Genomic DNA, 13,165 nt, shown 5'->3' on the forward strand with positions numbered 1-13,165 from the left:
ACCACCCATGCCTTCTCGCCCCCCTCCGCCCGTACTCGCCGCCATTGACGTGGGCACCAACGCCGTCCGCCTGGAGCTGGCGCGACCAGACGCCGACGGCGCGCTCGAAACCCTGCACCAGGAACGCGACGCCATCCGCCCGGGAGAGGGCGTCTTCGCCACCGGCTCCATGCCGGAGGAGACGGCCGAGCGCCTCCTGGCCACCATGCGTCGCTACGCCGCCCTCTGTCGCCGCCACAAGGCCCAGGTGCGCGCCGTGGCCACCAGCGCCATGCGCGAGGCCAAGAACAGCGCCGACATCGTCCGCCGCGTGCGCGAGGAGGCCGGCCTCAACCTGGAGGTCGTCAGCGGCAAGGAAGAGGCTCGCCTCATCTGCCTGGGCGTGCTCCACCGCAAGCCGTCCCACACGCGCTCGCTCCTCATCGACATCGGCGGAGGCAGTACCGAAATCGCCACCGCCATGGGCGAGAAGCCCGACAACCTCTGGAGCCTCGCCCTGGGCTCCGTGCGCCTCACCGAGGTCTTCGACGCCTCGCGCACCGTGCCGCCCAAGCAACTGCGGCTCATGCGCAGCTTCGTCTCGGACGTGCTGCAAAAGACGCTGCCCCCCACGGTGCCAAACGTCCCCCGCGTGGCGCTCGGCTCGTCCGGCACCATCAGCGCCGTGGTGTCCTTCGCCGCCGCGGAGAACAGCGGCAACGCCACCGTCCGGCAGCTCACGCAGACGGTGGACACCCTGGCGCAGATGCCTCCCGAGCGCCGCCGCAAGCGCTTCGACCCGCGCCGCGCGGACATCATCGTCTCCGGCGCTGTCATCCTGGAGGGCGTCGCCAGGCACCTGGGCGTCGAGTCCGTCAGCGTCGTCAACCGCGGCCTGCGCGACGGCATCCTCGTGGACCTGCTCTACCGGCAGGATGAGCACCGCGAGGACCACAGCCTCGCGGACGCCGCCCTCGCCCTGGGCAAGCGCTTCTACTTCGACGAGAAGCACGCCCGCCAGGTCGCCCGGCTGTCACTCACCCTGTTCGACAACCTGGCCGCCCTGCACCAGCTGCCGCTGTCGGTGCGCCCCCACCTGGAGGTCGCCGCCCTCCTCCACGACGTGGGCCACGCCGTCAGTTACGAGCGGCACCACAAGCACACGTATTACCTCATCCGCCACGCCGACCTGCCGGGCCTCGCCGACCGCGAGCGCGAACTGGTGGCCCGCGTCGCCCGCTACCACCGGCGCAGCCCGCCGGAGCTGGCCCACGCCGGCATGGCGGGTCTCAACCCGGTCGAGGCGCGGACGGTGCGCAAGCTGGCCACCTTGCTGCGCGTGGCCAACTCGCTGGACGTCAGCCACCACCAGCCCATCAAGGACTTCAAGGCCACCAACGGCCGCGATGGCGTGGCGCTGCACCTGCACACCAGGCACCCCGTGGACCTGGAGCTGTGGAACGCGGACCGGGAGGTCCTGAACTTCCGCCGCGTCTTCGGCAAGCGACTCACCTTCCACGTCCACCACACCTCCACGAGCCGCTAGCCCCCGCTCCCCCGGCCGCCAGGCAGAAGAGGGGGCGGCGTTCGCTTTGCCCTCACCCGGGGCGATGCCCAGGCTCCAAGTCACGCGGGTCTGCGTCCGCGCAGGCCCTTTCCGTCTTGGGGCCCCGAGGGGGGCAGGAGCGCACGCAATGAAGGCTGTCGTTTTCCATGGGATTGGGGACATCCGGCTCGACGACGTGGAGGAGCCGCGAATCGAGAAGCCAACGGATGCCATCGTCCGCCTGACGGCGAGCGCCATCTGCGGCACGGACCTCCACATGATTCGCGGCACCATGCCGGGCATGAAACCGGGCACCATCCTGGGCCACGAAGGCGTGGGCGTCATCGAGGCGCTGGGCGATGACGTCCGCAACCTCAACATCGGCGACCGGGTGGTCATCCCGTCCACCATCGCCTGTGGCAACTGCTCGTACTGCCGCGCCGGGTACCACGCGCAGTGCAACGACGCCAACCCCAACGGCCCCAGCGCGGGCACGGCCTTCTTCGGCGGTCCCCAGGAGACGGGGCCCTTCCACGGCATGCAGGCGGAGAAGGTGCGGGTGCCCTTCGCGAACGTGGGCCTGGTGCGCATTCCCGAGGGCGTCAGCGACGAGCAGGCCATCCTCATCTCCGACATCTTCCCCACCGGCTACATGGGCGCGGAGCTGGCGGAAATCAAACCCGGTGACACCGTGGCGGTGTTCGGCTGCGGGCCCGTGGGGCTCTTCGCCATCGTGAGCGCGAAGCTGCTGGGCGCCGGCCGCGTCTTCGCCATCGACTGCCACGAGGACCGGCTGGACCTGGCGCGGGCCCAGGGCGCCGAGGTCATCAACTTCGAGGAGGAAGACCCGCTCGAGACGCTCAAGCGCCTCACCAACGGCATTGGCGTGGACCGCGCCATCGACGCGGTGGGCGTGGACGCCGTGCACCCGCACCATGGCCCCGCGGCGAAGAAGGCCCACCAGGAGAAGGCCGAGTTCAAGCGCGAGGTGAAGGAAGCCGCCCCCAAGACGAATCCCAAGGGCGACAACTGGGTGCCCGGTGACGCGCCCGCGCAGGCCTTGATGTGGGCCGTGGAGGGACTGGCCAAGGCCGGCACCCTGTCCATCATCGGCGTCTACCCGGCGCAGGTGCGCACGTTCCCCATCGGCATGGCGATGAACAAGAACCTCACGATGAAGATGGGCAACTGCAACCACCGCAAGTACATCCCCAAGCTGCTGGAGCTGGTGCGCACCGGCGTGGTGGACCCCACGGCCATCCTGTCCCACGTGGAACCCATGAGCAGCGCCATTGATGCGTACCGCAACTTCGACGTGCGCAAGCCCGGCTGGGTGAAGGTGGAGCTGGAGCCCACGCAACTCCAGTAGAACTCCGAGGCCCACGCCGCTCACGCGTCCAGCAGCAGGCACGAGTCTCCGAACTCGTGCCCCAGGTAGCCGCGCGCCTCCGCGTGCGCGGCCACCTCCTGGAGCAGCGGAAGCGGCGCGAAGGCCTGAAGCAAAGCATGGTGGCTGCTCCCTGGCTCGTGCACGCCGGTGAGCAGCCCGTGCACCAGTCGCGGGACGAAGCCGGGCCCCAATAGCAGGTCCGTCACCTCCTCCCCCGCCACCAGCCATCCTCCGTGCTGCGCCGCGCGGCCCTCCAGGGCCCGCACCACGGTGGTGCCCACCGCCACCACCCGCCCCCCCGACGCCCGCGTGTGCAGGACGGCCTCCACCGTGGCGGCGGGAATGTCGGAACGCTCGGGCCGAGGCAACGCCGCGTCCAGCGCCGCGTCTCCCGTGGAGGACAGCCCCGCCGCGTGGGTGAGCGAGGCCAGCCGCACGCCCTGCTTCCGCAGCGTCAGCAGCACGCTCCAGGTGAGGGGCAGTCCCGCGGAAGGCGCCTCCACGGACCAGGGCCGCGCGCCGTACGCCGTCTGCACATGCCACAGCGACAGCGGCGCCTCCATGTACGCGTACTGCACCGGACGCCCGCTCCGGTAGAGCCTGGACCAGAGCGCCGCCCCCGTCACGTCGAAGGCCACGCGCAGCAACCGGGGAGACGGTGGCAGCACCGCCACCACCCGCGCCTTCAGGCCTCCCACCACGAGCCCCGCGCCCGCGGCCAGCACCGGCGGCGGTGGCCGGTCCTCCGTGCGCCGTCGCCAGTCCCCCGCGCCGAAGAGAACCCCTGTCCAGGTGCCGTCCAGCTCGCGTGACAACAGGCGCAGCTCGATTCGCTCTCCGGACTCCGTTCGCCCCACCAGGGACGCGGGCAGCGTGGCGGCGTCGTTCACCACCAGCAGATCCCCTGCGCGCAGCAGCGACGGGAGGTCCGCCACGCGGGTGTCGCGATAGCGGCGGGCGCGCGGCTCCACATGCAGCAGGCGTCCCTCCTCGGGGCGGTCCACGGGCCAGCGCGCGGGCTTCATGCGGCCTCCAGCTTCGCCGCCTCCAGGCGGACTCCCGAGGGCAGCGACTCCGACCGCCACGCCACCCACTCCACGAGCCGGGCCGCCACCGCCTCCGGGCGGCTCAACCGCGAGTAGTCCCCATCCGGCACCGCGTCGCGATACATCCGCGTGTCCATCTCCCCGGGGTCCACCGAGACGAAGCGCACGCCCGTGCCCTCCAGCTCCGCGGCCCAGACGCGCCCCAGGTGTTCCAGCGCAGCCTTGGACACGCCATAGGCGCCCCAGCGGGGATAAGCGGACACCGCCGCATCCGAGGTGATGTGCATGACCAGCCCCTTGCCTCGCACCGCCATGTTCCCGGCCACCGCCTTGGTGAGGCGGAAGGGGCCCACCACGTTGACCTCCAGCACGCGCTGCAAGTCCTCGCAGGCGGTGTCCAGCAGCAGCGGCAGCGGTGTGGGCCCCAGCGTGCTCGCGTTGTGGACCAGCACGTCCAGCGGGCCCACCAGCGCGGTGGCCGCGCCCACCAGCGGGTAGATGGCCTCCTTGTCCCCCACGTCGTAGGCCAGCGCGTGCGCCTCCAGCCCCTCCCAACGCAGCGCCTCCGCGACGGCCTCCATCTCCGCGGCATGGCGCGCCACGCCCACCACCCGCGCACCTCGGCGAGCGAAGCCATTCATCAGCGCCAGCCCCAGTCCCCGGCTCGCGCCCGTAACCAGGATGCTCTTGTCGATGCGAATCATTCGTGCGTTCTCCTTGCGACGGGAGATACACGCCGCGCGCCATTCTGTTGGCGTGTGGGCCAAGGGCTTGGCAGATTGCCAATCCATGAACGACGATGACCTGCCCGGCAGACTGGCCCGCAACATCCGTTCCCTTCGCGAGACGCGAGGCGCCACACAGGCGCAGCTATCCCGGCTGGCGGGCGTGCCGCGCGCCACCTGGGCCCATTTGGAGTCCGGCGCGGCCAACCCGACACTGTCCGTGCTGCACCGCGTGGCCGCCGCGCTCCAGGTGTCGCTGGAGGAGCTGATTGCGAAGCCCCGCGCCAGTGCCCGGCACTACCCGCGCGCCACCCTGCCCGTCCGGACGCGTGGTGGCGGCATGCTGCGCAAGCTGCTGCCGGACCCACTGCCCGGTATGGAGTTCGACCGCGTGGAGTTGCCGCCGCAGGTGCGCGTCACCGGCGTTCCGCACACCCCCGGCACCCGGGAGTACCTGGCGTGTGAGTCGGGGGAGATGGTGCTCGTCGCCAGTGGGGAGCGCTTCCACCTCCAGCCCGGCGACGTGGTCGTCTTCCGGGGGGACCAGAAGCACTCGTACGAGAATCCTGGAGCACGAACGGCCGTGGGTTATTCGGTCGTCCTGCTGGCGCCTTCGATATGAGCGCGCCGGAAGCGCCTGCCCGGGGAGGTACACTGGGGCCCATGGCGCACCTCTCGCGAGTCCTCACCGTCGTCCTGGGCGCCGCGCTCGGCGCGCTGGGGGCCTGGGTGTTGATGAAGCCCGCGTCGCCGTCGCTGCCGGACACGCCGTCCGTCGTGCAGCAGATGCGGGACGTGGCCCGGCTGGAGACGCTGGAGGTCGCGCTCTACAAGAAGGTGACCTTCACCCCGGAGCCCCAGGCCACGGATGCGCTCTGGAAGGACGTGCTGAACTGGGCGCGTTACGCGCTCCAGAATCCGCATGGCCGCGCCATCGTCTTCGCGAACGCGCACCTGGGCTTCGACTTCCAGCGCTTCGACCGCTCTCATCTCCAGGTGACGGGCACGCGCGTCTACGTGGTGCTGCCGCCCATGGAGGTGAAGGTGGAGCTGCGTCCCGGCGAGACGGAGGTCATCGACTCCAACCTGGACAGCGAGCAGACCGCGCAGTTGCTGGAGAAGGCCCGCATCGCCTTCGAGCAGGAGGTCCGCTCGAACGGGAAGCTCCAGCGGCGAGCGCGGGAGTCCGCGGAGCGCTCGCTGCGGGCGCTGCTGCTCACGCTGGGCTACCGCGAGGTGATGTTCGTGGACCAGCTGCCCGCGGGCACGGCGGGCTGAAACCGCCTCACACCGCGGACAGGCCCTCTTCCGTCAGGCGGAAGGCGCCCGGGATTCCATCCGGCGAGGGCACGAGCCGCGCCAGCGACTCACACGCGGCGGCATCCGACTCGCGGCAGACCAGCACCAGTTCCCGCCGTCCGAGGGCCACGCGCAGGGGGGCCTCTCCAGCGAGCAGTGCCAGCTCCTTGCGCTGCGAAGGCAGGAGCAGCCGCGCGGCGTCGTGGCCGTCCCCCTCCGCCACGGCCCAGAGTCCGGAGAAGGCCTCCGCCAACCGGACCTCCCCCTGGTCGACGAGCACGGGCCGCACCGGGGCCAGACGCGAGGCGAGGTTGCGCCATGCCGCCGCGTCCGCCGACTCCGGCGTGAGTCCCGCGGGGGCCAGTGCGGCTTCGGGCAGGTAGCGCACGAACTCCGCGTCCTCCAGCACGTAGAAGACTTCCAGACCCGCGGGACCGGGCCGGTGCAAGGCGCCCACGGCGCGCGCCGCGAAGTCCGCTGGGCGCAGCACCGGACGCAGCCGCGCTTCCAACGCCGCGACCTCCGCGCTCAGGCCCGAGGACAACCCGCCGAGCCGCGCAGCTAGCGCATCCGCGTAGGCAGTGAGCCCCTGCGTGCCCGGGGACTCCTGGTAGGCCGCGAACAGCGAGCCCACGTCCACGCGCCCAACACCGCCCGTGGCGAGCTTCACGAGCAGGTCCTTCCCCTGCCGTCGGAACGCCACCCGGGCGCGGCCCAGCGCGGCGGTGAGCGCGGCGGTGAACTCCGGGCGCAGCACCTGCTCCTGGGGAACGGGCGGAGGCGGCAGGTCCACGGACTCCAGTTCCTCCTTCAGCAGCCGCGCCTCGGCGTCGAAGGGGTCGCGAGCCAGCGCATCCGCGACATAGGCACGCGCCTTGTCCGCTTCACCGCGCCGCAGTCCCAGCACCGCGAGCACCTTGAGCACTTCCGGGTCTCCCGGAGACTGGGCCAGGACCTCGGTCAGCAGTCGCTCCGCGTCGCCGTGGCGCTCCAGTCCGAGTAGGGCCCGCGCCAGCCCCAGCCGCACGGGCAGGTCGCGTGGGAAGTCCCGCCGCAGGGTCTCCAGCAGCGGCAGCGCCTCACGTTCAGCGCCCGCGTTGATGAGGGCGTGCGCCAGGGCCAACCGCAAGGCGGAGCCGAGGCCACGCTGCGCCTCGGCGCGGAGCAGGGACAGCTCCGCGTCGCTCAGAATCTCACCCGCCTCCACCTTGCGGCGGACGCGCTCCAGGTCCAGGGGGGCACTCACTGGCGGGACTTTAACGACCATCTCGGCGCTGGACGATAGGTTCCCCAAACCATGCGAACGCTCCTGTCACTCTGGCTACTGCTGCTCACAGCACCGTGGGCAGGCTGCGCGTCGACTCCACAGGCGTCCATTCAGCAAGCATGGGACGACGCCGAGGAGGCATGCGCCACGCCAGATGATGCCCCGTGCGTCTCGCTCCTGTGCATGGGAGACGCCTGCGGCTTCTACCGGTGTCAGGACCTGGACGGCGCGGTGGAACTCGCGCGCTTCCCACCGGCTCGTCCGCCCGCGGCGACCGCGGCTCCCGGCCGAGGCCCCCGGAGGCACTGGGGCGGAGGACAGCATCTGCCTCGGGGCGCCGTCATGGTGTTCCCCAACTGGAATGGCGCCCCTGAGCGAGCCTTCTCAGCGCCACCGCGACTCACGCCCGGACGCTGGGAGAAGCACCACATCTTCCCGCAGGCAGAGGACCTCGCCCGCTGGTTCGAACGGCAGGGAGTGAAAATCCACGACTACACGATGCCCATTCCACGCCACGTCCATCAGCGGATTCACCGAGGCGGCGAACGCGGCGGCGCGTGGAACAGGGCCTGGCGTGAGTTCAAAGACGCGAACGAGGGTGCGACCCCAACCGAGATTTTCAGACACGCAGGGGAGCTTATTCACCGCTTTGAGCTCATGGGCGGGCCTATTCAGCCCTACTATTCCCGCCTGGAGCATGAGGACGAATGACGCGTTTCTTCTGGCTGCGCGAAGACTCGACGGCGCAAGCCCACACCAACGGCAGCCTCAACGCCGCCCACAAGTGGGGGCTGCCCGGACTCAAGGAATGTCCGGGCTGCGGTGAAACCTGGGCCGGCTCGGGACACCAGTATCCCGCCGTTGATTTGTCCGTCCTGCCCGAGCAGGGCGCCTTCCTGAAAGCCAGGCCTGAGACATTCACCGAGTTCTCACGGCTCCGGGAGTTGGTGCGACCTCTGGCACCGCCAGGTGCCCTGCTTCCCCCGGGGACGACGTTCGGCCCGTTGGTGGGAACCGCGTCTGGACGGTTCGGTCCCTTCGCATGGCTGGGTAGCAGTCTGCTGCTGATTCGCCACGAAGAACTGGAGCGACTTCGAGAGGAAGGCATCCGCGGACTGCTCGGCGCGCGAACAGAGCTGCGGTTCCGGCAGAAGGATGCCCCCGAGTTCCTGGAGCTTCAGCTCGACCCGCGTGGTCAACTGCACGCGGACTGCATGCCTCCGGACCTGCCCCCTCGGTGCGACACCTGTGGACGCCTCGGGTTCCGTCGGCCCGACGAGCCCATTCTCGACGCGGCCTCGCTCCCAGTGGACGTCGACCTGTTCCGGGTGGGCAACTTCGCCACGATGATTGTCGGCACCGAGCGGTTCATGGAAACAGTGCGCCGCCTGGAACTGGACGGCATTTCGTTCCGCGAACTGCCCACGCGCTGACAGGCGCGTCCTTCAGTGCCTGCTCGGTTGCTGCGGCTCCTGCATCGGCATGGGCCGGCCCATGCTGGCCGCGGGCGCCTCGTCCTCGAGCATGCCGCGAATCATCTCGCGCAGCTCGGCGGAGTCCTCGTGGCCGTGCGCTGAGACCGCGTGCGAGATGGCCGCCTGGAATACCTCGTCCTCCTCACCCGAAATCGTCAGCGTGCAGTGGGTGTCACTGGGCGCCTTCCGGCAGTCCATCGTCTTGCGTGACATGGCGGTGTCTCCTCCTCCCTCAGAGGTGGACACCGCCGCCCAGCGCCACAAGGGAGGGACAGGCAGCCAGGGCCCGGCTGCCGTGCCCACCATCACACCTTCCGCCTCAGCGCGCGTTGAGCGTGGCCACGAAGAACGCACTCCGCGCCTCGAACAGCCGCGCCGACACCCCGTCGTACTGCTGCTGCGCCTCGGGCGTCTCGAAGTACTGGTCGTTCCACGAGCCCATGCCGCCGAACACGTCGGACAGCTGGTAGGCGAGCAGTCCACGCAGCTTCTCCTCGGACATCCCCAGCGACTGGAACAGTCCCAACGAGCCCAGCCTGTCCTCGAAGACCTGCACCGGCCGCCCGTCGAAGCCCGCGGCCTTCACCGCCTCCAGGTAATCCGGCACCCGCTCCGGTGACAGTTCGTCGTAGCGCGGCGCCTGCCCTTCGAGCGCGAACAGCGCCAGCTTGAACGCATCCCCGAAGTTCGAGCCCTGCGCGGTCGCGAAGTCACCCGCCTCCCGCAGTGCCTTCGTGAAGCCACGCCGCGCCGCGTCCCAGGACGGCCCCTCGGATACGGGCGCGGGCCCGGCCGCCAGCTCGTGGAACAGGTACATCTGGTACACGTCGGGATTGGACTGCAGGCGCAGCAACTCCTTGCCCGGAATCCATCCCGGGTCCTCATCCCGAGAGAACGCAGGCCGGACGCATCCGCGCAGGGGCTCGGGGATGACCAACTCCGCGCCATGGGCCCGGGCCGCCTGCTGCAACGCCATCATCAGGTTGCCAGTCAGAAGCGACTGGAGCCCATCTGGCGCCATCGTCCGGAGACGGGCCTCGAAACCCTCCGCCGTCACGGGCGGCTCCCCCTCCGCCAGGAACGAGTTCTGGTCCCGGGCGATGCGCGTCCAGGCATCCGCGGCAAAGGGCTGCGCGGACACCAGGTCAGCGAACTGCTGAGGCGTGGTGGTGTCGGTGAGGAGGAGCTGCTCCTCCGACGGGACGAACTCCGCCTGCTGCTCGGGAGACAGCATCTCGCGAAACAGTGCGTCCGGGTCGCTGGTGTAGAAGCAGGCCCGGAGCGCGTCTGGAATCGTCACGTCCGCGCCGTGACGGCGAAGGGTCGCCTGGAGTTCCTCCACCAGGTCACCGCCGCGCAAGTCGTAGTGCACGAACCCGTCCGGCGAGGCCAGGTAGTCCGGCACCTCCGAGGCCGGCACCGCAGGCCGGTCGTTGAGCTGGTTGTTCTCGGAGATGGACTCCGCCCAGGCCTCGAAGACGCGGTCCGCGTGCGGCTGCGCACGGGCGAAGTCCACGAGTTGCCGCGCGGTGAGCAGGTGCGGGCGGCTGGAGTGCATTCGCAGGAGGAAGAGCGAGGACGCCCCGCCCGAGGACACCTCCAGCACCATGCCTCCCGAGTTGGCGAACGCGGCGGCGATGTGCGTGGGAAGCGCCTCGGACGAGGACGCACCGAGGTCCACCACGCGAACGGAGCGCACCCCACCCGCATCGAACGAGTCGAGCCACGTGGCGAGCGGGAGCTCACGCCCATCCTGGAGCCGCACACCCAGGGAGTACGCTCTCGGCACCTCGAGCCGCCGCAGCGCCCAGGCCTCGCCCAGCTCCTCTTCCAGCGCATCGAGCCTCTGGGGCCACCTGGAACGGTCCTCCCGCAACAGCGAGGACACCAGCACCAGGCAAAGGTCATCCACCCGCACGCACTGCCTCCGGGAAACGGACGCGGCGGGAAGCGCCGCACCGGAGGCCAGACAAAGCACGGCAACGGACGGATGCAAACACGTCACGGCCTCGCCCGCGTCAGGACGGCACGCGAGCGAAGCCGCGTCAGGCGAAGCGACAGCTACTTCTTCGGCTTCGGCTCGCCGTGGGTGTAGATGTCGTAGCCGATGCCGCCCAGGCTCTCGCGGTCAGGCTTGTCCTGGTCGAACTGCACGACCTCCAGGTGGTAGGGCTCCGGCGTGGCGTCCGCCGAGCGCTCGAAGAACATCCGCAGTTGGTGCTCCTCGCGGAAGCCCAGCGGCAGCTCGTGGAACACGCCCCCTTCCGGAGACACGACCTCGAACTCGCCTTCGCGCAGCATCTTCATGCCCTCGGCCTTGCCGCCCACCTCCACCCAGCGCTTGAACAGCTCGTCCGGCAGACGCACGACGACACGGCCGCCATTCACCGGGAAGGGCCGCTGCCGGTCCGTTTCCGGCACCCGCACCGCCAGCCGCAGCGCCCGGATTCCCTCGTGCACGTTGCGCACGATGAAGTGGACCTCCTCGCTGCCGGACTCCAGGTCCACGATGTTCACGTTGCGCCAGATGATGTTGTTGTTCTGACGGACGTTGGTGCCGATGTCCGTCGTCTCGGTGAACGACATGGGGTCGGATGCGGACTCCCAGCGCGCCACCAGGCAGTAGTGGCCCTCGCCGGGCAGGCCGCTCCACGGCGACTCGACGATGTGCGTGTCGGGCGTGAAGCCGTTGACGGCGACGTCACCGAACTGCGTCCAGTCCGTGGGCCAGGCCAGGCCGGTGGAGGCGTTGGCGTAGTACAGCTTGAGGCGCCCCGCGGCGCCCGGACGGGGCCCGCCGTGCAGCTTCACGTAGGCGTAGTTCGTCGCGCCCAGCTCGGGGTTCTGGTGGACGTGCGGGTTGGCGACGCCGTCCGGGTTGCGGCGAATCCAGATGTACGGGCTGGCCCACATGTCCTGGCCCGCGGTGGCGGGGTCCGGCTCCAGGCCGGTGTCGGACCAGGTGTCGCGCATCCAGACGTCATACGGGTCCGGGCAGGTGGCGCTGCGCAGCGCGCACTGAGGCAACAGCGAGCCCAGGTGGGAGATGATGGAGGTGATGGGCACGCCACGGTTGGGGCAGTTGGCGCAGTGGTGCAGCGCGACGACGCGGTGGTCGGAGTTGGCGATGACGGGAGAGCCGGACGAGCCACCCTGGGTGTCCGCGTAGTAGCCGATGTCCGGCGGACCACCCGGCGAGCACGCGGGCCGGTTGAGGGCGAAGATTTCCGCGAAGCCCGAGGCGTCCGACGCGTGCGTGGAGTTGCGGGCGATGTGCTTGCCCCAGGCGGCGGGGTGCTGGGGAATGTAGATGCGCTCATCCACGAACGCGGTGGTGTTGCGCAGTTGGAGGTAGCCGTAGGTGGCCGTGGGGTTGGTGGGCAGCCGCACCAGGGCGTAGTCCCGGGGCGCGTCCACGGCGATGAGCGTGGAGCTCGTGGCCACCACCGTGCCCGGACAGCCGAACCAGCTGTTGCAAGCGGAGGTACAGGCGCCGCCCTCGGCCATGAACTCGAAGTCGGTGTTGAGCGCGTCCGCGGTGTTGGCGATGCAGTGCTCGTTGGTCATCACGTGGCCCTGGTTGCCCACGAGCCAGCCCGTGCAGGCCCCGCTGCCATTGATGAGCAGACGGGCCACCGCGCGCGAGTGCTTGTACTGACGCGGGTCCGACGTCTGGTAGCAGCGCGCGTTGCGCGAGTCGTCCGGACCGCAGACGGCCTTGTTGTCCAGGTCCTCGCCCAGCGCCGCCAGGTTGGCGAAGCCGCGAGCGAACCGGTCGATGGTGTAGCCGGACTTCGCGTGGCCGCCCACGCTCCACAGCTCGACGATGGCGACGTCACCGGAGATGTGACCACTCCAGAAGCCGCCCCTCACCGGCGCGTTGCCCTCGCCCTTGCCGATGCCCTCGTAGCGGTACTCGCGCGAGCCGTCCGGCGCGCGGACGATGACGTAGTCCCCCGGCGCGAGCGCGAACTGGCTGAAGTGCGGCGCGATGTACGTGGCACCCGGGCTGCTGACGCGGTCCGTCCAGGCCAGCTCGGCCTGAGCGCGAACCCCCTCCGGCCGCGCCTTGGGCTGACGTGACTTGAACGTGGCGACGACGTCCTCACCCACCTTCACGCGCCCCTGGGCATCCCGCTGCAGGGGAGGTTGTGACGTACGGCCCTCGCAGACCGCACGCTCTTCCGCCATGGCACCGCCGCCGGCCAGCATCATGCCGGCCAGCAACAGGCCTCTCAGATTGATTCTCACGCAGAACCTCGTGGGGGGTGGCAACCACCGGGGGTGGACGCCCGAAGCAGGACTGCGGGCACCGGCGGGCCCGCGGTCCTGGAGCAAGCAACGAGCCACACTTTCAGTTCTAGCCAGACAAGGAGATTGCAATGGGGAAGCATCCGCGCCCCTCAGACACGGGCCCTTCCCGGCGCAACGGGCTTCG

12 protein-coding genes are annotated in these 13,165 nt (G+C 70.1%); 6 read left to right on the top strand and 6 right to left on the bottom strand.

Translation table 11 applies throughout. From position 1 onward, the window contains the following. The first annotated feature begins 7 nt into the window (after positions 1-7). The gene (locus tag BHS09_RS32605) at positions 8-1,525 is read left to right on the top strand and encodes a Ppx/GppA phosphatase family protein (protein WP_140795277.1); all 1,518 of its coding nucleotides are present in this window, start codon (positions 8-10) and stop codon (positions 1,523-1,525) included. A 148-nt stretch (positions 1,526-1,673) separates the two neighbouring features. Then, positions 1,674-2,894 (top strand): zinc-dependent alcohol dehydrogenase, encoded by a 1,221-nt coding sequence (locus tag BHS09_RS32610; protein ID WP_140795278.1) that lies wholly within the window; start codon positions 1,674-1,676, stop codon positions 2,892-2,894. Positions 2,895-2,914: 20 nt separating this feature from the next. Here BHS09_RS32610 and BHS09_RS32615 read toward each other — a convergent pair whose 3' ends face one another. Beyond that, positions 2,915-3,940 (bottom strand): S-adenosylmethionine:tRNA ribosyltransferase-isomerase, encoded by a 1,026-nt coding sequence (locus BHS09_RS32615; RefSeq protein WP_174258955.1) that lies wholly within the window; start codon positions 3,938-3,940, stop codon positions 2,915-2,917. Then, the gene (locus tag BHS09_RS32620) at positions 3,937-4,665 is read right to left on the bottom strand and encodes an SDR family NAD(P)-dependent oxidoreductase (protein WP_140799969.1); all 729 of its coding nucleotides are present in this window, start codon (positions 4,663-4,665) and stop codon (positions 3,937-3,939) included. The genes BHS09_RS32615 and BHS09_RS32620 overlap by 4 nt, the downstream gene beginning before the upstream one ends. Positions 4,666-4,750: 85 nt before the next feature. On the opposite strand from BHS09_RS32620, the gene BHS09_RS32625 reads away from it, so the two are divergent. Both BHS09_RS32625 and BHS09_RS32630 read left to right on the top strand, forming a co-directional pair. Continuing rightward, a complete protein-coding gene (locus BHS09_RS32625; RefSeq protein WP_140795281.1) occupies positions 4,751-5,308 on the top strand; it encodes a helix-turn-helix domain-containing protein in 558 nt (185 codons plus the stop codon). A gap of 41 nt (positions 5,309-5,349) precedes the next feature. Continuing rightward, positions 5,350-5,964, top strand: coding sequence for a DUF4230 domain-containing protein (locus BHS09_RS32630; RefSeq protein WP_237077676.1), 615 nt, complete (start codon positions 5,350-5,352; stop codon positions 5,962-5,964). A 7-nt stretch (positions 5,965-5,971) separates the two neighbouring features. Here BHS09_RS32630 and BHS09_RS32635 read toward each other — a convergent pair whose 3' ends face one another. Then, the gene (locus BHS09_RS32635; RefSeq protein WP_140799970.1) at positions 5,972-7,279 is read right to left on the bottom strand and encodes a tetratricopeptide repeat protein; all 1,308 of its coding nucleotides are present in this window, start codon (positions 7,277-7,279) and stop codon (positions 5,972-5,974) included. 3 nt (positions 7,280-7,282) lie between these two features. On the opposite strand from BHS09_RS32635, the gene sitA6 reads away from it, so the two are divergent. Then, complete coding sequence (gene sitA6 / locus BHS09_RS32640) at positions 7,283-7,963, top strand: SitA6 family polymorphic toxin lipoprotein (RefSeq protein ID WP_140795284.1); 681 nt, start codon at positions 7,283-7,285, stop codon at positions 7,961-7,963. After that, positions 7,960-8,685, top strand: coding sequence for a SitI6 family double-CXXCG motif immunity protein (gene sitI6, locus BHS09_RS32645; protein WP_140795285.1), 726 nt, complete (start codon positions 7,960-7,962; stop codon positions 8,683-8,685). The genes sitA6 and sitI6 overlap by 4 nt, the downstream gene beginning before the upstream one ends. A gap of 12 nt (positions 8,686-8,697) precedes the next feature. Here the strand turns inward: sitI6 and BHS09_RS32650 are convergent, their stop codons facing one another. The 3 genes from BHS09_RS32650 to BHS09_RS32660 form a co-directional block, all read right to left on the bottom strand. Beyond that, positions 8,698-8,940: a DUF1059 domain-containing protein gene (locus BHS09_RS32650; RefSeq protein ID WP_140799971.1), complete on the bottom strand. Its 243-nt coding sequence runs from the start codon at positions 8,938-8,940 to the stop codon at positions 8,698-8,700. A gap of 106 nt (positions 8,941-9,046) precedes the next feature. Continuing rightward, complete coding sequence (locus tag BHS09_RS32655; protein WP_237079960.1) at positions 9,047-10,639, bottom strand: hypothetical protein; 1,593 nt, start codon at positions 10,637-10,639, stop codon at positions 9,047-9,049. A gap of 149 nt (positions 10,640-10,788) precedes the next feature. Further along, the gene (locus BHS09_RS32660) at positions 10,789-12,978 is read right to left on the bottom strand and encodes a trypsin-like serine peptidase (protein WP_237077678.1); all 2,190 of its coding nucleotides are present in this window, start codon (positions 12,976-12,978) and stop codon (positions 10,789-10,791) included. Positions 12,979-13,165: the final 187 nt, after the last annotated feature.

Origin of the sequence: Myxococcus xanthus, assembly GCF_006402735.1 — a bacterium.
In the GTDB taxonomy this organism is placed as follows: domain Bacteria; phylum Myxococcota; class Myxococcia; order Myxococcales; family Myxococcaceae; genus Myxococcus; species Myxococcus xanthus_A.